Source organism: Promicromonospora sp. NPDC110617 (assembly GCF_055598465.1).
The window spans coordinates 1373555-1399597 of the sequence record NZ_JBVKBM010000002.1 but is presented as its reverse complement, the minus strand read 5'-3'; the positions used below and the strand labels follow the sequence as shown (position 1 = coordinate 1399597).

Genomic DNA, 26043 nt, shown 5'->3' with positions numbered 1-26043 from the left:
AAAGGGCGCGACGGGGTCTCGCCCTGGACCGGCTCCGACCCCTAGGCTATTGGAGCGCCGGTCAGCGAGGATCGGCGCGTTGGTCGAGCAGGCAGACCAGGCAGCGTGCCAAGCAGGCAGAGTGCGGTCGAAGGAGACAGCGGATGAGCGTGACGGACGCGCAGGCCACCACCGAGCGCGAGCTCGACCAGGCGGTCGACGAGCTCAAGGTCGGCGCGGAGCGGTGGGCGCAGCTGCCCGTCGCGGAGCGGGCGGCGCTGTTCCGGCAGGTCCACGCTGCCGTCGTCGACGTCGCCCACGAGTGGGCCACCGTCGCCGGCCGGGCCAAGCACGTCGACCCGTCCGCGCCGTACGCGGGCGAGGAGTGGATGACCGGACCGTACGGGGCGCTGGAGAGCGCCGCGTCGTACGCGCGCTCGTACGAGGCGCTCGCGGCGGGCCGGTCGCCGGCCGAGGGCCTGCGGGTCGGCACCGCCCCGGGCGGCCGCGTGGCGGTCCGGGTGCTCCCGCGCAACGCCCAGGAGTGGGTGCTGTTCAACGGGTTCCGGGCCGAGGTCTGGATGCCGCCGGGCGTGGGCGAGCACCAGGTGCGCACCGAGGCAGGGCTGGGCGCCGGCAAGGTCGGCGAGTACGGCGGGGTGGGGCTCGTGCTGGGCGCGGGCAACATCTCGTCGATCGCCCCGCTGGACGCGTTCTACGAGCTCGTGGCGCACAACCGCGCCTCCATCGTGAAGCTCAACCCGACGTTCGGCGCGCTGCTCGACGTCTACCGCCGGGCGCTCGCGCCCCTGATCGAGGTCGGCGCGGTCCGGGTCGTCACCGGGGACGGCGCCGTCGGGGCCTACCTGACGCGGCACCCCGGCATCGACAAGGTGCACATCACCGGCTCCGCCGCGACGCACGACGCGATCGTGTGGGGCACCGGTGACGAGGCCGAGCTGCGCCGGGCGGCCGACGACCCCCGGCTCAAGGTGCCGATCACGAGCGAGCTGGGCGGCGTCGCGCCGATGATCGTGGTGCCCGGACGGTGGAGCGCCGCCGACCTGCGGTTCCAGGCCGAGCATCTGGTCTCGATGCGGCTGCACAACGCGGGACACAACTGCATCGCGGGCCAGGTCGTGGTGCTGTCGGCGGACTGGCCGCAGAAGGACGACTTCCTCGCCGAGCTCCGCGCCGCGCTCGCGCGGATGCCCGCCCGCGACCCCTGGTACCCCGGCACCGCGGACAAGGTCGCCCGCGCCGACGACACGCACCCGGACGCCGAGCACCTGGCGGGCCGGATCCTCATGGAGGTCGCCCCCGGCGACCCGGCATGCTCCGACGAGTACTTCGCGCCGGTGCTGGCGTGGACGCAGCTTCCGGGCACGGGCGCCGAGTTCCTGCGCGCCGCCGTCGGCTTCGCCAACGACTCCCTGTACGGCACCCTGGGCGCCAACGTGGTGGTGCGGCCGCAGGACCGCCGGGCGATGGGCACCGCGTTCGACGACACGATCGCCGACCTGCGCTACGGCACGGTCGCGATCAACGCGTGGACCGGCGTGGGTTTCCTGCTGCCGGGCGCGACCTGGGGCGCGTTCCCGGGGCACACGGTGGCCGACGTCGGCTCCGGGATCGACGTGGTGCACAACGGGAACCTGCTGTCCGGACCCGAGCGGACCGTGGTGACCGGCCCGTTCCGCCCGTTCCCGCGCAGCGTGCTGCACGGCGAGCTCTCGCTCTTCCCGAAGCCGCCGTGGTTCAGTGGGTCCCGGAGCGTGACCGACACGGGCCGGCAGCTCACCCGCTACGCGGCAGCGCCGTCGTGGGGGCGGTTGGTGCCGGTCCTGCTCGCCGCGTTCCGCGCCTGACGACCTGCCGCGCCTGACGAACCGAGGGAGACCGACGATGGTGATCCGCAGCCCGCTGCCCGACGTGGAGATCCCGCCCATCAGCGTGTACGAGTACCTGTTCGGCACGATCACGGACGCGGAGCTGGAGCGCGTCGCGGTGGTCGACGGCGTCAGCGGGGCGGCCACGACGTTCCGCGCCCTGCGGGACCAGATCGACGCGGTGGCGGGGGCCGTCGCGGCGCGGGGGTTCGGGGTGGGCGACGTCGTCGCCCTGCACGCGCCGAACGTCCCGGCCTACGTGACGGTGTTCCACGGCCTGCTGCGCGCCGGGGTCACCGTGACCACCGTCAACGCGCTGTCCAGCGCTCCGGAGATCACCAACCAGCTCGCCGACTCCGGCGCGCGGCTCCTGATCACCGTCTCCGCGCTGCTGCCGGCGGGGGAGGCCGGGGCCCGGGACGCGGGCCTCGGCGGCGACCAGGTCGTGGTGCTCGACGGCGCTCCCGGCCACACGTCGCTGGCCGATCTCCTCGCCGACCCCCACCCCGCCCCCGACGTGACGTTCGACCCGGCGACGCACCTCGCGGTGCTGCCGTACTCGTCGGGCACGACGGGCCGCCCCAAGGGCGTGATGCTCACGCACACCAACCTCGTGGCGAACGTGGAGCAGTCCATGGCCATCGGCGTGGGGCGCGACGACGTGGTGCCGTGCGTGCTGCCGTTCTTCCACATCTACGGCATGACGGTGCTGCTCAACCTGGCCCTCCGCACCCGCGCCCGGCTCGTGACGCTGCCCCGGTTCGACCTCGCCCAGTACCTGGGCGTGATCCAGGAGCACCGCGCGACGTTCCTGTTCGTGGCGCCGCCCATCGCGCTCGCGCTGGCGAAGCACCCGCTGGTCGACTCCTACGACGTGTCCAGCGTGCGGGCCGTGCTCTCGGGGGCCGCGCCGTTCGGCGAGAGCCTCGCGGGCGCCGTGCGCGACCGGCTCGGCGAGCACGTGCGGGTGCTGCAGGGCTACGGCATGACGGAGATGTCGCCGGTCTCGCACTGCATCCCGTTCGACCGCGCGGACATCCCGTCCGGGTCGGTGGGGCTGCTGGTGGCGGGTATGGAGGCCCGGATCGTCGACCCGGCGACGGGCGCGGAGATCGAGCAGCCCGCCGACGGCGTCTCCGGACCCGGCGAGCTGCTGTGTCGCGGGCCGAACGTCATGGTCGGCTACCTCGGCAACCCCGAGGCGACGGCGGAGACGCTGGAGCCGGACGGGTTCCTGCACACGGGGGACATCGTCACGGTCGACTCCGGGGGCGTGTTCCAGGTCGTGGACCGGCTCAAGGAACTCATCAAGTACAAGGGCTACCAGGTGCCGCCCGCGGAGCTGGAGGCGTTGCTGCTCTCCCACCCGCAGGTCGCGGACGTCGCCGTCATCGGGCTGCCCGACGAGGAGGCCGGCGAGATCCCGAAGGCGTTCGTCGTGCCGGTGGCCGGGGCTTCGCTGACCGAGGCCGAGGTCATCGCGTTCGTCGCCGAGCAGGTGGCCCCGTACAAGAAGGTGCGCTCGGTGGAGTTCATCGAGGCGGTGCCCAAGTCGGCGTCCGGCAAGATCCTGCGCAAGGACCTGCGGGCCACGGCGGGGTAGCCGGGTCCGGTAGGGTCGGGCGCGATGTCGCACCACACTCCAGAACCAGCCTCCGCCGGGGATTCCACGAACCTCGTGCCGACGCCGGGCGCTGCCCGCAAGACCCGCGTCGTGATCCTGTTCGGCGGCCGCTCCGGCGAGCACGGGATCTCCGTCGCCACCGCCGGCGGCGTCATGAGCGCGATCGACCGCTCCAAGTACGAGGTGGTGCCCGTGGGCATCACCCCGAAGGGCCAGTGGGTCATCGCGGCCGACGAGCCCGAGCGCTGGGCGATCACCGACGGCAAGGCGGCCGAGGTCCCGGCGTCCGACGCCGAGGTCGTGCTCCCGCTGACCGTGGGCGACTCCGCGCTGCGCGTCATGGAGCCGGGCCAGGTCCCGTCCGCCCTGGCGGACGTCGACGTGGTGTTCCCGCTGCTGCACGGCCCGTACGGCGAGGACGGCACCGTCCAGGGCCTCCTGGAGCTCGCCGACGCGCGGTACGTCGGGTCCGGCGTGCTGGCGTCCGCCGTCGGCATGGACAAGCACTTCATGAAGATGGTGTTCGCCGGCCACGGCCTGCCGATCGGCCCGTACGCCGTGATCAAGCCGGGCGACTGGGACGTCCGCCGCGACGTGGTGCTGCAGACGATCGAGCCCCTGGGGCTGCCCCTGTTCGTCAAGCCGGCCCGCGCGGGCTCCTCGCTCGGCGTCTCCCGCGTGGACTCGCTGGACGAGCTGGACGCCGCCGTCGCCGAGGCGCGCCGGCACGACCCCAAGGTCATCGTCGAGGCCGGCATCGTGGGCCGCGAGATCGAGTGCGCGGTGCTCGGCGGCCGCGGCGGGGAGCGCCCGCGGGCGTCCCTGCCGGGCGAGATCGTGGTCACGGACGAGACCAAGAACGGCTTCTACGACTACGAGGCCAAGTACTTCGACGAGTCCGCGGTGCAGCTCACCTGCCCGGCCGACCTGCCGGACCACGTCATCAAGGAGGTCCAGGAGATCGCCGTGCGGACCTTCGAGGCCGTGGGCGCCGAGGGCCTGTCCCGCGTGGACGTGTTCGTCACGCCCGACGACGAGGTGGTCGTCAACGAGATCAACACCATGCCGGGCTTCACGCCGTTCTCGATGTACCCGCGCATGTGGGACGCGTCCGGCGTGCCCTATCCGGAGCTGATCGACGAGCTGATCCAGCTCGCCCTCGAACGGCCCACCGGCCTGCGCTGATCGCCTGTACCCTGCCTCTGACCAGGGCCGGGACCGTCCGGCCGGTGGTGCGATGGCGCTCGAGACGAGGGCGCTCGAGGAGGCAGGATGCTGGGCGAGCCTCGCTACAGCTACGCGGTGCGCGACGTGCGGGTGGCGAACGGGGTGCTCAGCATCGGGCTGACCTCCTTCGCCCTCGGGAACGTGATGCGGCTCGAGGTCATCCGGGTGGCCAAGCCGCAGCCCATCGGGGCGTGGGCCAACCAGGTGGCCTACCCGTTCTGCATCGCGGCGGTGGTCCTGCTGCTGCTCCGTATGGCGGGGGCCGACGACATCCCCTGGGAGGCGGCGTTCGCCACGGCCTGCGCGGGCCTCGCGTGGCCCGCCACCCGGGTGTGGCAGCGCACCGCGTTCTGGAAGCCGATCTGGAGGTACCCGGTGTTCGCCCTGCAGATGGTCACGGCCTCCCAGCACGTGCACCGCATCTGCGCGCACGACGACCGGCACCTCGCCGCGCTGGCCGAGCTGGTGGGCGCGGCGATGAAGGACCCGTCGATCTCCTACCACGGCAGCATCCAGCTCATCTCGAACGCCGACTCGCTGCACACGCTGGAGGCGGGGCGCGACTCGATGGTGCGCTGAGCGGCCGGGCGGCTTCAGCGGACGGTGCTCAGCGGACCGTCGGGTGCGGGTCCAGGCCGAACCGCACCAGCAGCGAGGACACGAGGTCCTCGTGCAGCGCCACGTGGTCGCCGAACGCGAACTCCTGGTGCCCGTACACGGCCATGCACTGCAGGCCGTACACCTGCCGCCAGCTCGTCACCATCAGGTGGGCGACGCCGAGCGGCAGGTCCTGCCCGCCCACGGCGTCGCGGTACCGGCCCACCTGCCCGGCCAGCTCGGCGTCGAGCTCGTCGTCGGCCAGGTACGGGACGCCGGAGGCGGCCAGCTCGCGGAACAGCGGCACGTAGTGGCCGCCGATCATCTCCGCCATGCGGCGCTGCAGGTCGTGGCTCTCGGGCAGCTCGGAGCTGATGCCCGAGCCGATGACCAGGTCGAACTCCGCCGGGTTGCGGACCGCCCAGTCGAGCGAGGCCCGGGTCGAGGCGACGAGCGCCGCGGCGACGTCGCCGGGCTCCTGCCGGGCGACAGCGGTGCCGAGCGTGTCCAGCACCTCCTCGACGATCAGCACGCAGAGCTGCGCGATGACGTCCTGCCGGTTCTCGAAGTGCCGGTACAGCGCGGGCGGCGTGACGCCGACCTCCTTGGCGATCGCGGCCATCGTGAGCTTGCTCAGGCCGTGCTGCCCCGCGAGCTGGTGCCGGGCCGCGTCGAGCACCTCGCGGTGCAGCTCGTCACGCAGGCGCTCCCGCCGGGACTGGACGGGCGGTTCCGCGTCCACGGTCGCCGGCTGCCCCGTGGTGGGTCGTTCTCTCACGGCAGGGCTCACTGACACTCCTTCGTGGCAGGTACCTGGGACACCGCGCCGGCGAGGTCGGCGATGAACGACGTCGAGTGGTCGTCGGTGACAGCAGGCGGGACGATCACCTCGACGGCGGGGTCGCGGCCGTAGGTGACGAACGACCAGGTGCCCTCGTCGTCGGTCGTGACGATCCAGTCGACGGTGGTCCCGTCGCCCGAGTCCACGTGCTGGCAGTCCCTGGACGGGCCGAGCTGCTCCACGCCGCAGCGCATCGTGACGGCGCCGCCCGGCTCGCCCCAGGCCGCCGTGGCCTGCGCGTCGGTCGGCACCTTGGGCAGGTCCTCGCCGAGCTCGTCGGGCACGGCGAGCAGCACCTCCGCGCACAGCGGGTCGGCGGCGTCAGGCGCCACCTCCACCCCGATCGTCCGCGCGCAGCCGCCCAGGGCCACGGCGGTGAGGGCGGCGGCGGCCAGCACGGCGACGGTCCGGGGGGTGACGATTCGGGCGGGAAGCACGGAGATACGTTACCCGCCTGGGGAGCGTGCCCGCCCCGGCGCCCGCCCGGGGTGCGTGCCGGAGCGCGCCCCGCGCGCCGGTCCGGATGCCGCGCCGGAGCGGGGCGGCACCTTAAGGTCTTCCAGTGACCCGCGTCCGTGACCTCTCCGAGGAGCAGATCCTCGAACGCATCCTCCCCCTCCTGCCCCGGGGGAGCGCCACGCTGCTCGGCCCGGGCGACGACGCCGCCGTGCTCGCCGCCCCCGACGGACGGTTCGTGGTGTCCACGGACGTGCTCGTCGAGGACCGCCACTTCCGCGCGCGCTGGTCCACGGGGTACGACGTCGGACGGCGTGCCGCCGCGCAGAACCTCGCCGACATCGCGGCGATGGGCGCCCGGCCGACGGCGCTGGTCACGTCCCTGGTGGTGCCCGGCGACACCGACGTGGAGTGGGTGACGGGGCTGGCCCGGGGGCTGGCCGACGGCTGCGCGCCGGCCGGTGCGGGCGCCGTGGGCGGCGACCTGTCCGGCGGCCCCTGCCTGGTCGTGAGCGTCACCGTGCACGGTGACCTGGAAGGACGCCCGCCGGTGCTCAGGTCGGGCGCGCGGCCGGGCGACGTCGTCGCGCACGCGGGGGTGCGCGGGTGGTCGGCGGCCGGGCTGGCGCTCCTGGAGGTGGGGCTGGTCAAGGAGCCGCCGTCCCCGGTACCGCTGGAGGTCAGCGAGGGTGTGCTGCTGGAGGACGCGTGGGAGCGGCTGGTGTCCGCGCACCTGCGGCCCGAGCCGCCGCTCGCCGCGGGTGTCGCGGCCGCCGAGGCGGGGGCGACGGCGATGCTCGACCTCTCCGACGGCCTGCTCCGCGACGCCGGGCGGCTCGCCGCCGCGAGCGGCGTGCGGATCGACCTCGACGTCGACGCGTTCCCCGCCGACCGGGCGGAGCTGCGCTCGGCCGCGCGGGCGGTCGCCGCGGCGTCGGGCCTGGGCGACCCCGGGTGGGGACCCGACCGGTCCGACGTCGACGGCGTGCTCGACGGCTGGATCTGGGGCGGGGGAGAGGACCACGGGCTGCTCGCCACGTTCCCGGCCGAGGTGCCGCTGCCGGCGGGCTGGACCGCCGTCGGGCGGGTGCAGGAGCTGGGCGGGGCGGTCCCGGCCGTCACCATCGGCGGCGCGGCGCCCGACGTCGGGCCGGGCTGGGACCACTTCCGGGCGTGAGGCCGGCAGCGCCGAGCTCAGCGCTTGCGGAACCGGAGCTGCGTGAGCGGCTGGCCGCCGATCTCGTCGATGCGCTCGGTGCCGTCGTGCTGGAACCCGTGCCGCCGGTAGAAGTGCTGCGCGCGCTCGTTGCCCTCCAGGATCCAGAGCGTCACGGAGCCCGAGTGCAGGCCGTCGAGCACGGTGCGCATGAGGTCGCGTGCCACGCCGCTGCCCCAGACGCGCGGGTGCAGGTAGATGGCGTAGATCTCCAGGTCGCCCGGTTCGGCGTCCTCGTCGCGGGACGGCCCCACGCTGGTGAACCCGATGGGCCCGCTCTCGTCCTCGGCGACGAGAACAGTGGTATCTCGCGCGGTCACCGCCGCCGTCCACTGCCCGGCCCGGTCGGTGATGTCGAGCGAGGCCAGGTAGGAGTCGGACAGGATCTCTGAGTAAGCACCACGCCAAGAGGCGATGTCGACACGAGCGATAGCTTCGGCGTCGGTCGTCGTTGCTGGGCGGATGGTCACGTCTTCCGGTGCCATCATGACCTTACCTTTTCACCGTGCGGGGCCCTGCGCAACCACTTCTTTGGTACCGGATGAAGGTTCTGGAAACGTCGAAGACGCCCGCCGGGCGAACCGGCGAGCGTCTTCGTCAAGCATGTGCGGGTCGCGTCAGCGACCCGGCTGCGGCAGCGTCAGGCCGAGACCTTGCGCGTGACCTTGCCGGCCTTGAGGCAGGAGGTGCACACGTTGACGCGCTTGGGAGTCCCGCCCACGATCGCGCGGACGCGCTGGATGTTCGGGTTCCAGCGGCGCTTGGTGCGGATGTGGGAGTGCGAAACGCTGTGCCCGAAGCCCGGGCCCTTGCCGCAGACGTCGCAGTTGGCAGCCACGGTGTCTCCTGAATGTCGTGCACGCCTGTGCATAACGACAGCACGACGTGATGGTGGTCTAAAGGGAACGCCTGGAGACTTCGGAGCAATCAACGCTTCTTGGCGTTCCAGGCAACTTCGACAGAGTACCTGATGGCAGGCCGCGCCCTCAAACCGTAGCCGCGGGGTGCTGCGTCACACCGGACGGACCGGGCGGCCGCCCCCAGGCCTGTGGACGGCCGGACGCAATCGTCTCACCCGCTGGGTACGGTGGGATCCGTCCGTGCGGGTGCCCGGGCAGCCGGTCGTTCGTGGCACGAGCGTTCGAGACACCAGGTGCAGGAGGGCAGAGCGTGACCGACGTCGACAGCGGCAGCCGGACGGCTGGGCCGGGTCCCCAGGCGTACCCGCCCGGGGCCGGGCTCGACGACCCGGGCGTCGTGCGCGCCTGGGCGCGCGGGGCCACGGCGGCGCTGCGGCGCGAGCGCGAGGCGATCGACCGGGTCAACGTCTTCCCGGTGGCGGACGCCGACACCGGGACCAACCTCTACCTGACCCTCCGCGAGGGCGACCGGGCGGTCGCCGCGGCACCTGCGGACGCCACCGGACCGCGGCTCCTGGCCACGCTCGCGCGGGCGGCGCTGCTGGGCGCGCGCGGCAACTCCGGCGTGATCCTCAGCGAGTGGCTGCGCGGGCTGGCCGTCGCCGCCCGGCGCGGTGGCACCACGGCGGACCTGCTCACGCGGGCGGCGGCGTCCGCCCGGTCCGCGGTGGCGGTGCCCGCCGAGGGCACCATCCTCTCGGCCGCCGACGCCGCGGGGGCGGCCGCGCGCGCCGCCGGGCCCGATGCCGGGCCGGTGCCCGTGGTGACCGCCGCGGCCGCCGCCGCCCGGGCGTCCGCACGGGCCAGCCGGGAGGAGCTCGACGTGCTGCGCACCGCGGGCGTGCTCGACGCCGGGGCGCTGGGCCTGGTCCTCGTGCTCGACGCGCTGGCCGTCGCGGCGGCGGGTGCGGCGCTGGGCGCGCCCGGAGCAGGCGACCCGTCCGCCGGCGACCCGGCCGCGGGCGGAGTGTCAGTGGTGCGGGGCAGCATGGACACCGTGACCCTGGACCAGCTTCTCGACGCCGGCGCGCTGCCGAGCGCGCCGGACCCGGCGGCGGACGGCGAGGCCGAACCGCACGGCGCCGGCTCCGGCGCCCTCGAGCTCATGTTCGTCCTCACCGGCCCGGCCGGCGAGCAGGCCGACACCGTTGCCGCCGGGTTGCGCGGCGACCTGGCGGAGGTGGGCGACTCGGTGGTCGTCGTCGGCGGCGACGCGGGGACCGGCACGGCGGTCTGGCAGGCCCACGTGCACACCGACCACCTCGACCGGGCGCTCGTGATCGCGGCCGACGCCGCGCGGGCGGGCACGCTCGCGCAGGTGCACGTGCGGCACCTCGCGGCGGCGGGCCAGCACGAGTGGGGCGTGGTGGCGGCGACGTCGGCGCCGGGGCTGGCCGGGGAGCTCGCGCGCGCGGGCGCGGTCGTCCTCCTCACGGGCGGGGTCGGCGCGACGGTCGAGCCCCTGGTGGCCGACGACGTCGAGCGGGCCGCCGCCTCGACCGGCGCCCGGCGCGTGCTGCTCCTGGGAACGGACGAGCAGGTGACCGCGGGGGCCGGCGCACACCTCGACGTCGACGAGCTGATCACCGTGCCGTCGGCCACCGACGTGCACGCCGTCGTGGCGCTGGCGGCCCTCGGCACGCTGCTGCCGGTCGGACTGCCGGACCTGGGCGGCGACCCCGTCGACGCGCACGCGGTCGTGGGGGAGGCGCTCGCCGGGCTGACCGTCCACGCCACGTCCGCCGCGTCCGCCGTCGGCATGCTGGAGGAGGCCGCCGGGCCCGGGACCACCGTGGTGACGGTGCTCGCCGACGCCGGCGTGCCCGCCGACCTGTCCGACCGGCTCGCCGCCGCCCTCGCCGGGCGCGCGCCGGACGCGGAGCTCGTCGTCCTGGCGACCGGTCGACCGGGTGACGGGGTGCAGCTCGGCGCGGAGGCCGCCGCGCCGGAACCGGAGGCTGACGCATGAGCGAACGGGTGGACGAGCGCCTGGAGCGCGCGTTCGACAAGCGGACCGCGACCGCCCTGGGCAAGCTCGGGCTGACGACCGTGGGCGACCTGCTCGGCCACTACCCGCGCCGGTACGCCGACCCGGGCGCGCTGACCGATATCGCGGCCCTCGAGGTGGGCGAGCACGTGACGATCCTCGCGCGGGTCGAGCAGGCCACCGTGCGGCCCATGCGCAACCGCAACGGCGCACTCATGGAGGTGGTGGTGACGGACGGCACCAGCCGGCTCTCGCTCACCTTCTTCGGCAAGCACCGCGGCTCGCTCTACAACCACGAGAAGCGGTTGGTCCCGGGCGCGAAGGGCCTGTTCACGGGCACCGTCGGCCTGTACCGGGGAACGCGCCAGCTCACGCATCCCGACTTCACGCTGATGGGCGAGGAGTCCGACCTCGACAGCGACGAGGCGCTCATGGAGCACGCCACGAAGCCGATCCCGATCTACCCCGCCGCCGCGGGCATCCCGAGCTGGAAGGTGCAGGGCGCGCTCCGCGTCGTCCTGGACACGCTGACCGACGCCGACGTGCCGGACCCGGTGCCCGACGAGGTGCGGCAGCGCCAGGGCCTGCCGGGCCGGGCCGCCGCCCTGCGCAGCCTGCACCGGCCCGCGACGCTGGAGGAGGCCTACCAGGCCCGGCACCGCATGCGGTTCGAGGAGGCGTTCGTGCTGCAGGCCGCGCTCGCGCAGCGCCGCGCCCGCACCGCCGCCGAGGACGCGACCGCCCGCCCGCCGCTGCCCGCGGGGCAGCCGAGCATCCTTGCGGACTTCGACGCGGCCCTCCCGTTCGCCCTCACCGACGGCCAGCGCGAGGTGGGCGACGAGATCGGGGCCGAGCTCGCCCGGCCCCGCCCGATGCACCGGCTGCTGCAGGGCGAGGTCGGCAGCGGCAAGACGGTGGTCGCGCTGCGGGCCATGCTCCAGGTGGTCGACGTCGGCGGACAGGCGGCGCTGCTCGCCCCCACCGAGGTGCTCGCCGCGCAGCACGCCCGCACCCTGCGCGCCCTGCTGGGCCCGCTGGCCGACGGCGGCACCCTGTTCGGCGCCGAGCGTGCGGGCGCCAGCACCCGCGTGGCGCTGCTGACGGGGTCGCTGGGCGCGAAGGCCCGCAAGGAGGCGCTCCTGCAGGCCGCGAGCGGGGAGGCCGGGATCGTGGTCGGCACGCACGCGCTGCTGGCGGAGCAGGTGCAGTTCGCCGACCTCGGCCTCGTCGTGGTGGACGAGCAGCACCGGTTCGGCGTCGAGCAGCGGGACGCGCTGCGCGCCAAGGGGCGCGTGTCGCCGCACCTCCTGGTCATGACCGCCACCCCCATCCCGCGCACCGTCGCGATGACGGTGTTCGGCGACCTGGAGACGTCGTCCCTCACGGAGGTGCCGGCCGGGCGCGCGGGCATCACGACCGTCGCGGTCCCCGCGGGGAACGTCCGCTGGACCGACCGCACCTGGGCCCGCGTCCGCGAGGAGGTCGACGCCGGCCGCCGCGCCTACGTCGTGTGCGCGCGGATCCACCCGGACGAGGAGAACGACGAGAAGAGCGGCGCGAGGACCAAGGCCCCGGCCAGGGACTTCGACGACGTGCCCGAGTTCCTGGACCCGGCCGACCCCGGCGTCGCCGGTGCGGCGGACCGCCGCCCGCTGCGCGCCGTGCTCGAGGTGGTCGAGGAGCTGCGCTCGCGGCCGGAGCTCGCCGGGATCGAGGTCGGTGTGCTGCACGGGCAGATGCCGCCGGACCAGAAGGACGCCGCCATGGCCGCCTTCGCCTCCGGGGCCGCACCCGTGCTCGTCTCCACCACGGTGGTCGAGGTCGGCGTGGACGTCCCCGAGGCCACGGCCATGGTGATCTTCGACGCCGACCGGTTCGGCATCTCCCAGCTCCACCAGCTCCGCGGGCGGGTCGGCCGCGGCAGCGACCCGGGCCTGTGCCTCCTGGTCTCCGACGCCGAACCAGGCACACCCGCCTTCGCCCGGCTGGAGGCCATGACGCAGACCACCGACGGCTTCAAGCTCGCCAACCTCGACCTGGAGCTGCGCAGCGAGGGCGACGTGCTCGGCGCCGCGCAGTCCGGGCGGGCCAGCTCGCTCCGCCTGCTCCGCGTGGTCAAGGACGCCGGGCTCATCGAGGAGGCGCGCACCGCGGCCGCCGACGTCGTGGCGGCGTCCCCCGACCTCACGGAGTTCCCGGAGCTCGCACGCGCCATCCGCGCCCAGCTCGACGAGGAACAGGAGGAGTTCCTGGAGCGCACCTGACCCCGCTGACCTGGTCGGACGGCCACATCCGGGGCATGGACCACCCCGAACGGGATGACCCACTCCTTACGCCCGAAACATACAACCGATAGAGTCCCCGCCCGTGACGGTCGATGCGAGGCACGCGATCCACACGGGCAGGCCCGCGAAGACCGCGTGGCAGCGCGGGAGACTGCTCGCGCTCGGATCCGTCCTGGTCGCTCTGCTCCTCGTGGGCCACGAGTACGTGCCCAACCGCTGGGGAAACCTCGGCAGCCTCGTCCAGTCCTTCCTGCCGTGGCTCGGCCTCGCGGTGCCGCTCGGCATCCTCGCGGCGCTGCTGCGGCGGTCGGCGCTCGCGGTCCTCGCCGTCCTGCTGCCGCTGGCGGCCTGGATCTGGGTCTTTCTGCCGCAGATCCGCGCCGAGGCCCCGCCTCCGGGCGGCCTGACCGTGGTGCAGCACAACGTGAGCGACACCAACACCGACATCGAGGGCACCGCCGAGGTGCTGCTCGCGGCCGAACCCGACATCGTCACGCTCACCGAGGTGTCCGACGCGACGGCGGACCGGTTCACGCAGGCGTTCGCGGAGGCGCTGCCGCACCACGAGACCCAGGGCACCGTCGGGATCTGGTCCCGGTACCCGCTCAAGGGGGCGCAGGCCGTGGACATCCGGCCCGAGGGCGTCGACGCCTCCTGGGACCGCTGCCTGCGCGTGGTCATCCAGCGGGAGGGTGCGGGCGTCGCGCTGTTCGTCGCGCACCTGCCGTCGGTCCGGTTCGGCACGGGCGGCTTCGAGACGGAGCTGCGCGACGCGAGCGGCCTGCGGCTCGCGGACGCGATCGACGCCGAGCAGACAGAGACGGTGATCGTGGCCGGAGACCTGAACGCGGTCCTCGCCGACGAAGCGATCGCGCCGCTGACCAACCTCGTCACCGCCCCGACCACCGGTTTCGAGTTCACCTACCCCGCAGTGTTCCCGGTGGCGCAGATCGACCACGTCCTGGCCCGCGGCGCGACCGTGACGGAGGTCCGCGCCCTGCCCCGCACGACCAGCGACCACCTCCCGGTCGTCGCCCACGTCGACACCCCCTGGTCCTGACCCCCCCACCCGTGACTCACCCCACCCCCGACCCGCCCCGCCCAGGTCGCTGAGTGCTGGCATCTGCGCTTTTTCGTGTGCCAGAAGCGCAGATACCCAGCACTCAACGGGTCGGTGGGCGGGGGGTTAGGGTTTTCGGCGTGACCAGGATCGTTGCGGGGTCGGTGGGCGGGCGGTCCATCGCGGTGCCCGCGAAGGGCACCCGCCCCACCAGCGACCGTGTCCGCGAGGCGATCTTCTCCCGGCTGGAGCACCTCGACGTGCTCGACGGCGCCCGCGTGCTCGACCTCTACGCCGGCTCCGGCGCGCTCGGGCTGGAGGCCGCCAGCCGTGGCGCGGTGTCGGTGACCCTCGTGGACAGCGCGCGCGCCGCGGCCGACGTCGCGCGCAAGAACGTCGCCGCCCTCGGCCTGACCGGGGTGCGCGTCACCACGGAGAGCGCCGAGCATTACGCGACCGCGCTGGCGGGCCGGGCGGCGGGCGGCGCGGCGGGCCCGGGCGGCGCGTCGCGCCCGGTCGGTGCCGCGGGCCCGGGCGGTGCCGCAGCCGCCAGCCCCGCTCCTGCGGCCGCCAGCCCTGGCCACGCGGCCGGCGGGCTCGACCTCGTGTTCCTCGACCCGCCGTACGACCTCGCCGAGGACGACCTCGCCGTCGTCCTGACCCAGCTCGCGACGCCGGGGGTGCTCGCCGACGGCGCCGTCGTGGTCGTCGAGCGCTCGACCCGCACCCCGGAGCCGACCTGGCCGCACGGCCTGGCCCGGTTCGCGCGCAAGGACTACGGCGAGACGGCGGTCTACTACGCGGAACCGTCCGGCACCGCTCCCGAGGTCACCGCGCCCGAGGACACCGCTCCCGAGGACGAGGGCCCCGCGCCGTCGGATAGCGTGGGCGCGTGACCACCGTCGTCTGCCCCGGCTCGTTCGACCCCATCACGCTCGGCCACCTCGACGTGGTCCGCCGCGCCACCACGATGTTCGACGACGTCGTGGTCGGCGTCGCGAAGAACCCCGGCAAGTCCGGCCTGCTCGACCTGGAGACGCGGGCCGGGCTCGTACGCGCGGCCCTGGCGTCCGCGGCCGACGCCGAGCAGGAGCTGGCCCGCGTGCGGGTCGCCGTCGTGCCCGGGCTGCTCGTGGACTTCTGCCGGGAGATCGGTGCGGTCGCCGTCGTCAAGGGCCTGCGCGGCGGTGCCGACTTCGACGCCGAGCAGCCGATGGCGCTCATGAACCGGCACCTGTCGGGCGTCGAGACGATCTTCCTGCCGGGCGACCAGCGGTACGCGCACGTCGCGTCGTCGCTGGTCAAGGACATTGTGCGGCACGGCGGTCCGGTCGACGACCTGGTTCCGGCGGGAGTCACGGAGGCCCTGCGGGCCGCGCTGGGGCAGCCCGCCGCGGGCTCGTGAGCCCTGTCACCCCGCACGGGCGCGCGTAACGCCCGTTCCATGTCGTAGGATTGCTTTTTGGTCCCTGGCGCCAGCCTCCTCTGCGTGGCTGAGAGTCGGTCCACCCCCCTCATCGTCCATCCGGACGCTGTCCTCGTTCTGCCCTCATCGGAGCCTGTTATCTCCCGCGAACCGAAATCGCCGCTCGTGCTCGACACGCACGAGCTCTCTCGGCGTGCCGGAACGATGCGTACGCACAGCGCGACCGTGCAGGCGCCGTCGGACCTCGGCACCGCCGTGATCGGTATCCCGGAAGGCTCTGACCTGGAGCTGGACCTGAGGCTCGAGTCCGTGATGGAGGGCGTGCTGGTCTCCGGCACCGTCCGCGGCACGGTCAAGGGCGAGTGCAGCCGCTGCCTCGACGACATCTCCCGTGAGATCACGGTCGACGTCACCGAGCTGTTCGCCTACCCCGAGAAGGCCGCCGCGTCGGCCGAGGCGGGGGACGACGACGTCCAGGACGAGGAGTCCGTGCTGGAGGACGACATGGCCGACCTGGAGCCCTCGCTTCGGGATTCGGTCGTGACTGCACTACCATTTCAACCGTTGTGCCGGGAGGACTGCCCGGGCCTGTGCTCCGAGTGCGGAGCGCGCCTGGCGGATGACCCCGGTCATCACCATGACGTGGTCGACCCTCGTTGGTCGGCGCTACAGAGCATGCTCGAACCTACGAGCGTGTCGGACGAGACGAAAGAGAGCTAGCCGTGGCTGTTCCGAAGCGCAAGATGTCGCGCAGCAACACCCGTGCGCGTCGCTCGCAGTGGAAGACCACCGCAGCGACCCTCACGACCTGCCCGCAGTGCCAGGGCAACAAGCTGCCCCACACGGCGTGCCCGACGTGCGGTACCTACAAGGGTCGCACCTACCGCGACGCCCTGAAGACCGTTCACGCGGGCTGACGTGGCCAAGGGCGGGACGGCCCCGGCAAGGCCGGAACCTACCGCGCTGCTCGAGAAGCTCGGGGTCCATCTGGACCCCGAGCTTCTTGTGCTGGCACTGACCCACCGGTCGTTCGCGCACGAGGCCGGGGGCATCCCCACCAACGAGCGCCTGGAGTTCCTGGGCGACACGGTGCTGGGGCTGGTGGTCACCGAGGCGCTGTACCGGCGCCACCCGGACCAGTCCGAGGGTGACCTGGCGCGCATGCGCGCCGCCACGGTGTCGCAGCGTGCGCTCGCCGCGATCGCGCGGACCCTCGGCCTGGGCAAGTACGTGCTGCTCGGCAAGGGCGAGATCCGCACGCGCGGCTTCGAGAAGGACTCGATCCTGTCCGACACGGTCGAGGCGCTGATCGGCGCCACGTACCTGTCGCACGGCCTGGAGACCTCGCGCGATCTGGTGCACCGGTTGGTGGACCCGACGCTCGACGTCGCCGCCGGGCTGGGCGCGGGCCTGGACTGGAAGACCTCGCTGCAGGAGGCGTCCGCCGAGCGCGGCCTGGGTTCGCCGGACTACATCGCCACGTTCGAGGGCCCCGAGCACGCACGGATCTTCCACTCGACCGTCGTGATCGACGGCGTCACCTACGGTTCGGGTTCGGGCACCGCAAAGAAGCACGCCGAGCAGGGAGCCGCGGAGGAGACCTACCGGGCCCTGCTGGAGAAGTTCCCGCTGCCCAAGGCACCGGCCGCCGGTGCCTGAGCTCCCCGAGGTCGAGACCGTCCGGGACGGTCTCGACCGGCTCGTCGTCGGCGCCGTCGTGCGCGAGGTCGAGGTCTTCCGCGAGTACAGCGTGCGCAGGCACGACGGCGGCCCGGACTCCTTCCGCGACCAGCTCACCGGACGGCGGCTGGCGGCCGCGGTGCGCCGCGGCAAGTTCCTCTGGCTGCCGCTCCAGCCCGCGGACCCCGGAGACCCGAAAGACTCCGAGGGCCCCGCGAGCAGTGCGGGCGACGTCGTCCCCGCGGCCGGGCTGCTGGCGCACCTCGGGATGTCGGGCCAGCTCCTCGTGCGCGGCGCCGTGCCGAGCGCTGCTCCGGTCGCGCCGCCCGGCGTCGCACCGAGCACGGCCCCTGGCACCGCCGCGGCCGCCGCCGCGGACAAGGAACCAGCCCGGACCCCGACTGGCGCCGCCGACCCGGCGGACGACTGGCAGCACCCCCACCTGCGCGTCCGTCTGCACCTGGCCGGCGCCCCCTCCGGCGCGCGGTATCTCGACTTCGTGGACCAGCGCACGTTCGGGCAACTGAGTGTCCAGGACCTGGTGCCCGACGGGACCAGCGTGAGCGTCCCCGCCGGTTACGGCTCCGACCTGCCCGTGCTGCCCGAGCCGGTGGCGCACATCGCGCGCGACCTGCTCGACCCGAACCTGGACCTGGACGCCCTGGTGAGCCGCGTCCGCCGTCGTCGGACCCAGATCAAGCGCGCCCTGCTGGACCAGACCGTCGTGTCCGGCGTGGGCAACATCTATGCCGACGAGGCGCTGTGGCGGGCGCAGGTGCACTGGGCCCGGCCCACGGACAAGCTGAAGGCCGCCGACGTGCGCCGCGTGCTGGACTCGGCGGCCGAGGTGATGCGCGAGGCGCTGGCGCAGGGCGGCACGAGCTTCGACGAGCTGTACGTCAACGTCAACGGGCAGTCGGGCTACTTCGACCGGTCGCTCGCCGTGTACGGGCGGGAGAACGAGGAGTGCCGTCGCTGCGGTGCGCTGGTGCGCCGCGACGCGTTCATGAACCGGTCGTCGTTCAGCTGCCCGGTCTGCCAGCCGCGCCCCCGCAACCTCTGACCCAACCCTCCTCGTTGAGTGCTGGCTATTTGTTGGATCCGGGCCCCGGATCCAACAAATAGCCAGCACTCAACGAGGAGGCGGGCGGGTCGGCGGGTGGGCGGTCAGCGGGGGGCGACGTTACGGAGCTCCGCGGCGCCGCCCGCGCGCCAGGCCGTGAGCTGTTCGGCCAGGAACCGAGCCGCGCCGCGGGGTCGGCCGCCCGCGACGTGCGGCGTGAGGATCAGGTTCGGCACGTCCCACAGCGGCGAGTCGGCGGGCAGCGGCTCGGTCTCCATGACGTCGAGTGCCGCACCGGCGAGCCGGCCGGAGCGCAGGGCGTGCACCAGGGCGGCCTCGTCCACGGTCGCGCCGCGGCCGACGTTCACGAACCGCGCGGTCGGCGGCAGCAGGCCGAGCAGCCGGGCGTCCAGGATGTGCCGCGTCGCGGGCACGGCGGGCAGCAGCGAGACGAGCAGGTCCGTCTCGGCCAGCAGTGCGTCGAGGCCGGCGGCGTCGACCACGGGGTACCCGGAGCGCTCGCCCGCCCGCGAGGCGACGCCCGTGACCTGCGCGCCGAGCGCGGTGAGCAGCGGCGCGAGCCGCAGGGCGATCGAGCCGAAGCCCCAGATCGTCACCCGTTCGCCGTCGAGCGAGTACTCACGGCCGGTGACGCCGTCGGCCTGGGCGAACGCGATCTCCTTGGCCCAGCGGTGCTCCCGCTGCGCGGCCAGGGACACGTCGATCCGGCGGACCGACGCCAGGATCAGGGCCAGTGCGTGCTCGGTGACGGTGTCGTCGTGCAGGGACTGGCCCGAGGAGATCACGACGTCGGGGGCGAACCCGGAGCGCAGCGCGACGTCCGGGCCCGCCGACAGGGTCTGCACCCAGCGCAGGCCGGTCAGCCGCTCGGCGGCGTCGGCGACGATCTTGGGCGGGCTGGACCAGGTGACGAGCAGCTCGGCGTCGGTGTGCTCGGCGGGGATCGGCTCGTTCATCGCGTAGGTGGCGACGGTGTCGGTGCCACCGGGTGCGAAGGAGGCTCCGCCGTCGGGCAGCAGGGACGGGAAGTCGAGGTCGAAGGGCACGTCCGGTACGAGGATCTTCACGCCGGGGACGTTACCCGACCGGGGCGACGAAGCAGAGCGCCCGTCCAGCCGTCCGAGGATCGGCTGCACGGGCGCTCCGGCGTGCGGTGCGGGAGGCGTCAGCCCGTCACCCGGATGAACACCGGGTTGGTCTGCCACATCTCCGTGTAGTGCACGGGGACGCCCTCCTGCTGTGCCTCGACGACCATGCCGTCGCCCGCGTAGAGCGAGACGTGGCCGGACGTCCAGACGATGTCGCCCGGCTGGGCCTCCGCGGCGGAGACCTGGTAGCCGACGGTCGACATCGAGGCCGAGCTGTGCGGGAGGCTGACCCCGAGCTGGGCGTAGACGTACTGGATGAGCCCGGAGCAGTCGAAGCCGCTGGGGGAGGCCCCGCCCCACACGTAGGGCACGCCCACGTACTCGAGGGCGAGGTTGACGGCCTGCTGGCCCAGGTCCGCGGAGGACTCGGACGCTGCCGCCGTGGCGGCCTCGGCCTCGGCGGCAGCTGCCGCAGCGGCCTCGGCGGCGGCCTTCGCCTCCGCCTCGGCCTTCGCCTTGGCTTCCGCCTCGGCCTTGGCGCGGGCCTCTGCCTCGGCCTTCGCCTTGGCCTCGGCGATGCCGGCCTCGGTCTCGGCGTACGGGGTCACGGTGACGTGGCCCTGCTCGGCCTGGAAGTCGGCGTCGTGGGCGACCTGGACCTTGGTCACGAGGTTCTCGGCCAGGCCCGCACGGGTCTTGGTGTCGAACGTCTTGTTGGCGAGCGTGGTCTGGGTGTGGGACTCGGCAGGCGCGGTGTGGGCGGTCTGGGTGAAGACCGACGCGAGCATGCCGGACGTGACGACCGCGATGGCGCCGGTACGGGCGGCATTCTCGGCTGCTGTCTGGGTCAGAGCGGTGAAGGGGGTGAGAGCGGGGCCCTCGGCGCGGTGCCGCCCCCGGTTGCTGGGTCGGTTTGCCTGGTCGTCCGCCCAGTCGTGGGTGCGGTCGGTGAGTACGGTCACCAGTGATCTCCTCGGACGCCTACGAGGTGAGCTGTCGGGTTCGGATGGGGAGAGCGATCACCCGGCCTCACAAGGAGGCTTCACCCCGAGGACACTCGCGTGCCCGGCTTACCTGGTTCCCCCGCCCCTGTCACGTTCTGGCTGCTCAGGACCGGTGACAGGATTCGGCGTCCGGGCCTGGACCTCCCCGTTGCTGGAGCGGCGAGATCGACCGTACTCGTCCGTTGCGGAAATGTCACGATTAGGTCACATACCATCTTGTGATGGAACGTTCCTGGCAATGAGTGCCGCGTGTCACCATGGCGTGCATGCCCGATTCCCTGCTCGACCCCCTGCGCGCCCGGTACGACGTCGTCGTCGTGGGCGGCGGTCACAACGGCCTCACCGCGGCGGCCTACGCGGCCCGCGGCGGGCGCTCGGTCCTCGTCCTGGAGCGCGCCGACCACGTGGGCGGCGCCGCCGTCTCGGCCCGCCCGTTCGCGGGCGTCGACGCCCGCCTCTCGCGCTACTCCTACCTGGTCTCGCTCCTCCCGCGCCGGATCGTCGACGAGCTCGGCCTGCCGGTCCGCCTCGTGCGGCGCCGCTGGTCGTCGTACACCCCGGTGGCGGACGGCGGCCTGCTGGTCGACACCCAGGACGACGCCGCCACCCGCGCGTCGTTCCGGCGCCTCACCGGCTCCGACGCCGACTTCGAGGCCTGGGGCCGGTTCTACGCGATGACCGCCGAGGTGGCCCGCCGCCTCGCCCCGACGCTCACCGAGCCCCTGCTCCCGCGCTCCGCCGTCCGACACCTCGTCGCCGACGGCGTGGGCGAGGAGGCCTGGCGCGCGCTCTTCGAGGAGCCCCTCGGTGAGGTGCTGCGCCGCACCTTCGCCGACGACGTCGTGCGGGGCGTCGCCGCCACCGACGGCCTGATCGGCACGTTCGCCGACGTCGACGAGCCGTCCCTGCGGCAGAACCGCTGCTTCCTCTACCACGTGATCGGCAACGGGACCGGCGACTGGGACGTGCCGGTGGGCGGCATGGGCGCCGTCTCCGGTGCCCTGCGCGACGCCGCGCTGGCGGCCGGTGCCACGATCGTCACGTCGGCGACCGTCACCGCCGTCGACCCCGGCGCCGTGGGAGCCGAGGTGGCCTGGACCGACGCCGCCGGACGCACCCGGGGCGTGACCGCCGGGCACGTGCTCGCGGGGTGCGCGCCGGCCGAGCTCGAGCGCCTGCTCGCCGTGGCCGGGCGGGGCGCGGCCTCCGGTTCGGCCTCCGCGGAGCCGGGGCGGGCCGGGGTTGCCGGGCCTGGGCCCGAGGGCGCCCAGCTCAAGGTGAACATGCTGCTGCGCCGGCTGCCCCGGCTGCGCGACGACGTCGACCCCGTGGCCGCGTTCAGCGGAACGCTGCACGTCAACGAGTCGCTCACCCAGCTCCAGGACGCGTACGCGCAGGCGTCCGCCGGGCGCATCCCCGACCTGCCGCCGAGCGAGATCTACTGCCACACGCTGTCCGACCGGACGATCCTCGGCCCGGAGCTGGCCGCGACGGAGGCGCAGACCATCACGCTGTTCGGGCTGCACATGCCGGCCCGGCTCTTCCGCGCGGACCCCGACGGCGCCCGCGAGCGCGCCCTGCGGGCCACCCTCGCGTCCCTGAACTCGGTGCTGGCGGAGCCCGTCGAGGACGTGCTCGCCCTCGACGCCGACGGCGCGCCCTGCCTGGAGGTGCGCACCCCCGTGGACCTGGAGGGCGACGTGGGGCTGCCGGGCGGGCACATCTTCCACCGCGACCTGAGCTGGCCCTTCGCGGAGACAGCGGAGGGCGACGCCGGTGCGGCGGCCGGGTTCGGCGCGACCGGGCCGGGCTCGGCTGGGTCGGGCTCGGCTGGGTCGGGCTCGGCCGGGCCGGGCGCGACCGGGTCGGCGGTTGCCGGGGCTGTCACCGGGCTGGGCGTCGGGGCTGATGTCGGTGCCGGTGTCGGCAGCGCCGCCGAACGCTGGGGCGTGGCGACCGCGCACCCGCGGGTGCTGCTCGCCGGCGCCGGCGCCCGCCGCGGCGGCGGGGTGAGCGGCATCCCGGGCCGAGCCGCGGCGATGGCGGTCCTGGAGACTCCGGCGAGCTGACCCGGCGGCGTCGTCGGCCCGCCGCTGCCCCGCCGGTGCCGCCGGCCCGCCGCTGCCGCGCCGGCGTCGCCGGCCCGGCCGGTGTTGACCACAGCACTTTCTGCCGGCGGAGGGCCGGTCCTGGCAGGAAGTGCTGTGGTCAACAGCAGCTGAACTTGGTTCAGCAGGCCGTGGGCGACCGTATCCGGCCGTTCGTGGTCGTCCGCCGCCTGCTGAGGCGGAGTCAGCAGGGCTGACCCTCAGTCGAGGGTCAGGGCCGTCGTCGGGGTGACGGCGGCTGCGCGGCGCGCCGGGAGGACGGCGGCCAGCAGCCCCGCCAGAGCGCCCACGGGCACGACGGCGGCCAGCTCGGCCCACGGGACGCGCCAGGTCGCTTCGTCGAGCGCCGTCTTCACGAACGTCTCGTAGCCCACCCAGGCGAACCCCACGCCGAGCACCGTGCCGAGCAGGGTCGCGGTCACGGACAGCAGCACGGCCTCGGCCGCCAACATCCGCCGCAGCTGCCGCCGGGTGAGCCCGAGCGCCCGCAGCATCGCGTGCTCGCGGACCCGTTCCAGCACGGACAGTCCCAGCGTGTTCGCGATCCCGATCAGCGCGATCACCACGGAGATGCCCAGCAGTCCGAGCGTTGCTCCCGTGATGGTCCCCAGCATCTGGTTGTCGGCCACCTCGGCCCGCAGCCCGTTGTCGACGTCGGCGCCCGCCGCGTCGGCCAGCGTGTCCAGGTCGGCGAGGAGCGCGACCGGGTCGGCGTCGGCCGAGGCGCGGACCCACACCGCGTACGTCTGCGGCCCGCCCAGGGACGTCAGCGTCTCCGGCGCGACGAGGCCGGCCCCGCCCCAGCCCGAGCCCGTGGTGACCCGCAGGTCCACGGGCGCGGCGACATCGGGCGCGGCGACATCGTGCTCGCCGTCTCCGGTGGCGCTCACCGTCACCGTGCCGGCGGTCCCGTCGCCGAGCCGCTCCGCCGGGTCCTCGCCGTACACGTCCGCATCCAGTGCGACCGTGCCCGGCTCGACCCGGGCGAACGCCCCGCCGTCCCGGGCGACCGCGCTCGCGTCGGGCGCGCCGAGCAGCAGGAGCGGCCGGTCGGCCGCGGTCACATCGCTTCCGGCGGCGCTGTCTCCGGCCGCGCTGTTCTCAGCCGCGCCGCTGTCGCCCCCAGCTTCGCCGCCCCCGGCCACGTCCACCAGCACGCCGTCGACGGCGATCGCCTCGCCCACGCCGGGTGTGGCCCGCACCTGGTCCAGCACGTCGGCGTCCAGCGGCCCGGTCCACGACGTGAGCGCGACGTCGAGCGGGTGCGCGGTGCCGTGGTTGGCGTCCACCGAGGCGCGCGTGGTGGCCAGCCCGGTGAGCACCGCCGTCGTCAGGGTGACGCCGACCAGCAGGGATGCGGCGGTGGCGGCGGTCCGGCGCGGGTTGCGCACGGCGTTCTCCGTCGCGAGCCGGCCGCCGGGGCCGAGCAGCGCCCCGACGACCCGCACCACGCGCGGTACCAGCAGGGGCCCGAGGAGGAGCACGCCCGCGAACAGCGTGCCGCCGCCGGCCACCATGCTGACCGCGCTGTCCCGGACGGCGGCCACCGCGAGCAGCGCGCCGCCGCCGGCCAGGAACAGCGCGCCGAGCGAGACCCGGACGCGGCCCGCGCCCGACCGCACGTCCACGGCGCCGTCGGGACGCAGCGCCGCCAGCGGGCTGATCCGGACCACGCGCCGGGTCGGCAGCCAGGACGCGACCGCCGTCACGACCAGCCCGACCGCGAACCCACCCAGCAGCCACCAGCCGGGGAGCTGCGCGGGAGCGGTCAGCGGGCTCTGCCGCGTGAGCGCGTCGACCACGGCGATCAGGCCGTAGCCGAGGCCGGCGCCGGCCGCGACCCCCACCAGCGAGGCCAGCGCCCCGACGACGGCGGCCTCCCGGCGCACCGACCCCATGACCTGGCGGCGGGTGGCGCCGACGCAGCGCAGCAGCGCGAAGTCGCGCACCCGCTGGGCGAACAGGATCGAGAACGTGTTCGCGATGACCAGCACCGAGACGAAGACCGCGATGCCGGCGAAGACCAGGAGCAGCAGCGACAGCGTGTTCACGTTGTTGGTGTGCTGGGCCATGCTCTCGGCGACGTGCTCCTCGGGCGTGACCGCCGTCGCGCCGCCGGGCAGCCGGCCGGGGTCCCCGACGACGACCGCCCGGTCCAGCAGGAGGGTCTCGTCGTCGCGCCAGTGCAGCAGCTGGTCGAAGGTGACGTAGACCGCGGCCTGGCCCAGGTTCGCCGACGCCGCCACGATGCCCACCACCTCGAGGTCGGCGGCGGTGGAACCGGCCCCGAGCGTGATCTGGTCGCCCACGGAGATCTCCATGTCCTGGGCGGTCCACACGTCGACCACGGCCTCGCCGGTGCGTTCCGGGAAGCGGCCCGAGTCGAGCGTCTGCCAGCGCAGCCGCGGTGCGGCGGCGATGTTCGCGACGAACTTGCCGGGGGCCTGCTCGGCGCCGGCCCGCAGCGGGAGGGTGGCCGAGCCGAGGACGGCGACGTCGTCGCCGTGCTGCGCGGCGTAGGTGATCGCGTTCTGGGTGCCCAGGTCCCGGACCACGTGGTCGGCGCCCGCGAACTGCGCCCCCGCGCCGGCCGTGATCCCGGTCCGCACGCCGGCCGTGAGCACGCCGACCGCCACGACGAAGGCGACCGCGACCACCACGGCGATCGCGGCCGCGACGTACCGGCGCAGGTGGCGGCGCAGCGACTGCAGCAGGACGGTGCGCATCAGGCGATCAGCCCGTCCTGCACGGTGACCACGTCGTCGGCGTACGCCGCGGCGTCCGGCTCGTGGGTGACCATCACGACGGTCTGCCCGAGCTCGCGCACCGAGCGCCGCAGGTGGTCCAGCACCTCGGCCGACGTGGTGCTGTCCAGGTTGCCGGTGGGCTCGTCGGCGAACAGCAGAGCCGGCCGGGTGATCAGGGCCCGGGCGATCGCGACCCGCTGCTGCTGGCCGCCCGACAGCTCGGCGGGCCGGTGGTCGAGCCGGTCGGCCACGCCGAGGCTGTCCGCGAGCTCGTCGGCGCGCTCGCGGGCGGCGTCGGCGGTCCGCGGGTCGGCCAGCTCCAGGGGGAGCAGGATGTTCTGGCGCGCGGTGAGCATCGGCAGCAGGTTGAACGACTGGAACACGAAGCCGATGTGCTCGCGGCGGAAGATCGTCAGGGCGTCGTCGTCGAGCGACCCGAGGTCGGTGCCGCCCACCGCGACGGTGCCGCCGCTGGGGCGGTCCAGCCCGGCCAGGCAGTGCATGAGCGTGGACTTGCCCGACCCGCTCGGGCCCATGATCGCGGTGAACCGTCCGCGCGGGACGTCGAGGTCGACGCCGCGCAGGGCGTGCACCTGGGCCTCGCCCCGGCCGTAGGTCTTGGTCAGGCCGCGCGCGGCGGCGAGGGGCTCGTCGGCGGGCTGCGTACCGGGTTCCTGGGCGGGCGCGGTGCCGTGCGTGGCGGTGTTCGTGGTGGTGTGCGCGGCGGTGTGCGTGGCGGCGGCCGGCCGGTCGGTCGCCGTCGCCGGTGCTCGTCTGCTGGAGGACATGGCGTCAGCCAAGTCGGCACGCGGTTGCCGCCGCGTA

Annotated in this window: 23 protein-coding genes and 1 riboswitch; of the genes, 15 read left to right on the top strand and 8 right to left on the bottom strand. The window is 74.3% G+C overall.

Going from position 1 to position 26043, the window contains the following annotated elements; genetic code table 11:
* The first annotated feature begins 143 nt into the window (after positions 1–143).
* The 4 genes from ACZ7LE_RS17030 (at position 144) to ACZ7LE_RS17015 (ending at position 5298) form a co-directional block, all read left to right on the top strand.
* Entirely contained in the window at positions 144–1847 is a 1704-nt protein-coding gene (locus ACZ7LE_RS17030; RefSeq protein WP_470404418.1) for an aldehyde dehydrogenase family protein, read from the top strand.
* Positions 1848–1884: 37 nt separating this feature from the next.
* Positions 1885–3471: an AMP-binding protein gene (locus ACZ7LE_RS17025; RefSeq protein ID WP_470404417.1), complete on the top strand. Its 1587-nt coding sequence runs from the start codon at positions 1885–1887 to the stop codon at positions 3469–3471.
* Positions 3472–3495: 24 nt separating this feature from the next.
* Positions 3496–4677, top strand: coding sequence for a D-alanine--D-alanine ligase family protein (locus ACZ7LE_RS17020; RefSeq protein ID WP_470404416.1), 1182 nt, complete (start codon positions 3496–3498; stop codon positions 4675–4677).
* Between the two features lie 87 nt (positions 4678–4764).
* On the top strand, positions 4765–5298 hold the full coding sequence (locus ACZ7LE_RS17015) for a hypothetical protein (protein ID WP_470404415.1): 534 nt from the start codon (positions 4765–4767) through the stop codon (positions 5296–5298).
* 28 nt (positions 5299–5326) lie between these two features.
* Here ACZ7LE_RS17015 and ACZ7LE_RS17010 read toward each other — a convergent pair whose 3' ends face one another.
* On the bottom strand, positions 5327–6094 hold the full coding sequence (locus ACZ7LE_RS17010; protein ID WP_470404414.1) for a TetR/AcrR family transcriptional regulator: 768 nt from the start codon (positions 6092–6094) through the stop codon (positions 5327–5329).
* Positions 6095–6102: 8 nt separating this feature from the next.
* Positions 6103–6594 carry a DUF3515 domain-containing protein gene (locus tag ACZ7LE_RS17005; RefSeq protein ID WP_470404413.1) on the bottom strand — a complete coding sequence of 164 codons (492 nt, stop codon included), beginning with the start codon at positions 6592–6594 and terminating at the stop codon, positions 6103–6105.
* A gap of 125 nt (positions 6595–6719) precedes the next feature.
* Between ACZ7LE_RS17005 and ACZ7LE_RS17000 the strand changes: the two genes are divergently transcribed.
* On the top strand, positions 6720–7790 hold the full coding sequence (locus tag ACZ7LE_RS17000) for a thiamine-phosphate kinase (RefSeq protein ID WP_470404412.1): 1071 nt from the start codon (positions 6720–6722) through the stop codon (positions 7788–7790).
* A 17-nt stretch (positions 7791–7807) separates the two neighbouring features.
* On the opposite strand, the gene ACZ7LE_RS16995 is transcribed toward ACZ7LE_RS17000, so the two are convergent.
* Both ACZ7LE_RS16995 and rpmB read right to left on the bottom strand, forming a co-directional pair.
* A complete protein-coding gene (locus ACZ7LE_RS16995) occupies positions 7808–8317 on the bottom strand; it encodes a GNAT family N-acetyltransferase (protein ID WP_377227809.1) in 510 nt (169 codons plus the stop codon).
* Positions 8318–8469: 152 nt separating this feature from the next.
* Positions 8470–8667 carry a 50S ribosomal protein L28 gene (gene rpmB / locus ACZ7LE_RS16990; protein ID WP_119143026.1) on the bottom strand — a complete coding sequence of 66 codons (198 nt, stop codon included), beginning with the start codon at positions 8665–8667 and terminating at the stop codon, positions 8470–8472.
* Positions 8668–8999: 332 nt separating this feature from the next.
* Here rpmB and ACZ7LE_RS16985 point away from each other — a divergent pair, with 332 nt between their 5' ends.
* From ACZ7LE_RS16985 to mutM, 9 genes are all read left to right on the top strand, one after another.
* A complete protein-coding gene (locus ACZ7LE_RS16985) occupies positions 9000–10718 on the top strand; it encodes a DAK2 domain-containing protein (protein WP_470404411.1) in 1719 nt (572 codons plus the stop codon).
* A complete protein-coding gene (locus ACZ7LE_RS16980) occupies positions 10715–13000 on the top strand; it encodes an ATP-dependent DNA helicase RecG (protein WP_470404410.1) in 2286 nt (761 codons plus the stop codon). The genes ACZ7LE_RS16985 and ACZ7LE_RS16980 overlap by 4 nt, the downstream gene beginning before the upstream one ends.
* A gap of 103 nt (positions 13001–13103) precedes the next feature.
* On the top strand, positions 13104–14081 hold the full coding sequence (locus ACZ7LE_RS16975) for an endonuclease/exonuclease/phosphatase family protein (protein WP_470404409.1): 978 nt from the start codon (positions 13104–13106) through the stop codon (positions 14079–14081).
* Positions 14082–14221: 140 nt separating this feature from the next.
* On the top strand, positions 14222–14977 hold the full coding sequence (locus ACZ7LE_RS16970) for an RsmD family RNA methyltransferase (protein WP_470404408.1): 756 nt from the start codon (positions 14222–14224) through the stop codon (positions 14975–14977).
* A complete protein-coding gene (gene coaD, locus ACZ7LE_RS16965; RefSeq protein ID WP_470404407.1) occupies positions 14974–15486 on the top strand; it encodes a pantetheine-phosphate adenylyltransferase in 513 nt (170 codons plus the stop codon). Before ACZ7LE_RS16970 ends, coaD begins: the two co-directional genes overlap by 4 nt.
* Positions 15487–15672: 186 nt before the next feature.
* Positions 15673–16227: a YceD family protein gene (locus tag ACZ7LE_RS16960; RefSeq protein WP_470404563.1), complete on the top strand. Its 555-nt coding sequence runs from the start codon at positions 15673–15675 to the stop codon at positions 16225–16227.
* 2 nt (positions 16228–16229) lie between these two features.
* A complete protein-coding gene (rpmF, locus tag ACZ7LE_RS16955; protein ID WP_108495103.1) occupies positions 16230–16424 on the top strand; it encodes a 50S ribosomal protein L32 in 195 nt (64 codons plus the stop codon).
* Between the two features lies 1 nt (position 16425).
* On the top strand, positions 16426–17166 hold the full coding sequence (rnc, locus tag ACZ7LE_RS16950) for a ribonuclease III (protein WP_470404406.1): 741 nt from the start codon (positions 16426–16428) through the stop codon (positions 17164–17166).
* The gene (gene mutM / locus ACZ7LE_RS16945) at positions 17159–18250 is read left to right on the top strand and encodes a bifunctional DNA-formamidopyrimidine glycosylase/DNA-(apurinic or apyrimidinic site) lyase (RefSeq protein WP_470404405.1); all 1092 of its coding nucleotides are present in this window, start codon (positions 17159–17161) and stop codon (positions 18248–18250) included. Before rnc ends, mutM begins: the two co-directional genes overlap by 8 nt.
* Positions 18251–18354: 104 nt before the next feature.
* Here the strand turns inward: mutM and ACZ7LE_RS16940 are convergent, their stop codons facing one another.
* Both ACZ7LE_RS16940 and ACZ7LE_RS16935 read right to left on the bottom strand, forming a co-directional pair.
* Positions 18355–19338 (bottom strand): NAD(P)-dependent oxidoreductase, encoded by a 984-nt coding sequence (locus ACZ7LE_RS16940; RefSeq protein WP_470404404.1) that lies wholly within the window; start codon positions 19336–19338, stop codon positions 18355–18357.
* 98 nt (positions 19339–19436) lie between these two features.
* Entirely contained in the window at positions 19437–20321 is an 885-nt protein-coding gene (locus ACZ7LE_RS16935; RefSeq protein ID WP_470404403.1) for a C40 family peptidase, read from the bottom strand.
* Position 20322: 1 nt separating this feature from the next.
* A riboswitch (cyclic di-AMP (ydaO/yuaA leader) is annotated at positions 20323–20474 on the bottom strand.
* Positions 20475–20629: 155 nt separating this feature from the next.
* On the opposite strand from ACZ7LE_RS16935, the gene ACZ7LE_RS16930 reads away from it, so the two are divergent.
* The gene (locus ACZ7LE_RS16930) at positions 20630–22432 is read left to right on the top strand and encodes a phytoene desaturase family protein (protein ID WP_470404402.1); all 1803 of its coding nucleotides are present in this window, start codon (positions 20630–20632) and stop codon (positions 22430–22432) included.
* A gap of 239 nt (positions 22433–22671) precedes the next feature.
* Here the strand turns inward: ACZ7LE_RS16930 and ACZ7LE_RS16925 are convergent, their stop codons facing one another.
* Both ACZ7LE_RS16925 and ACZ7LE_RS16920 read right to left on the bottom strand, forming a co-directional pair.
* Positions 22672–25197, bottom strand: a complete 2526-nt coding sequence (locus tag ACZ7LE_RS16925; protein WP_470404401.1) for an ABC transporter permease — start codon at positions 25195–25197, stop codon at positions 22672–22674.
* Entirely contained in the window at positions 25197–26006 is an 810-nt protein-coding gene (locus tag ACZ7LE_RS16920) for an ABC transporter ATP-binding protein (RefSeq protein ID WP_470404400.1), read from the bottom strand. Before ACZ7LE_RS16920 ends, ACZ7LE_RS16925 begins: the two co-directional genes overlap by 1 nt.
* Positions 26007–26043 lie beyond the last annotated feature (37 nt).

Coding starts and splice junctions, on each gene's coding strand:
- ACZ7LE_RS16980 (WP_470404410.1), top strand. CDS start 10,715: ATGAGCGAACGGGTGGACGAGCGCCTGGAGCGCGCGTTCGACAAGCGG.
- ACZ7LE_RS17015 (WP_470404415.1), top strand. CDS start 4,765: ATGCTGGGCGAGCCTCGCTACAGCTACGCGGTGCGCGACGTGCGGGTG.
- ACZ7LE_RS17025 (WP_470404417.1), top strand. CDS start 1,885: ATGGTGATCCGCAGCCCGCTGCCCGACGTGGAGATCCCGCCCATCAGC.
- ACZ7LE_RS16920 (WP_470404400.1), bottom strand. CDS start 26,006: ATGTCCTCCAGCAGACGAGCACCGGCGACGGCGACCGACCGGCCGGCC.
- ACZ7LE_RS16930 (WP_470404402.1), top strand. CDS start 20,630: ATGCCCGATTCCCTGCTCGACCCCCTGCGCGCCCGGTACGACGTCGTC.
- ACZ7LE_RS16995 (WP_377227809.1), bottom strand. CDS start 8,317: ATGATGGCACCGGAAGACGTGACCATCCGCCCAGCAACGACGACCGAC.
- ACZ7LE_RS17030 (WP_470404418.1), top strand. CDS start 144: ATGAGCGTGACGGACGCGCAGGCCACCACCGAGCGCGAGCTCGACCAG.
- ACZ7LE_RS16925 (WP_470404401.1), bottom strand. CDS start 25,197: ATGCGCACCGTCCTGCTGCAGTCGCTGCGCCGCCACCTGCGCCGGTAC.
- ACZ7LE_RS17020 (WP_470404416.1), top strand. CDS start 3,496: ATGTCGCACCACACTCCAGAACCAGCCTCCGCCGGGGATTCCACGAAC.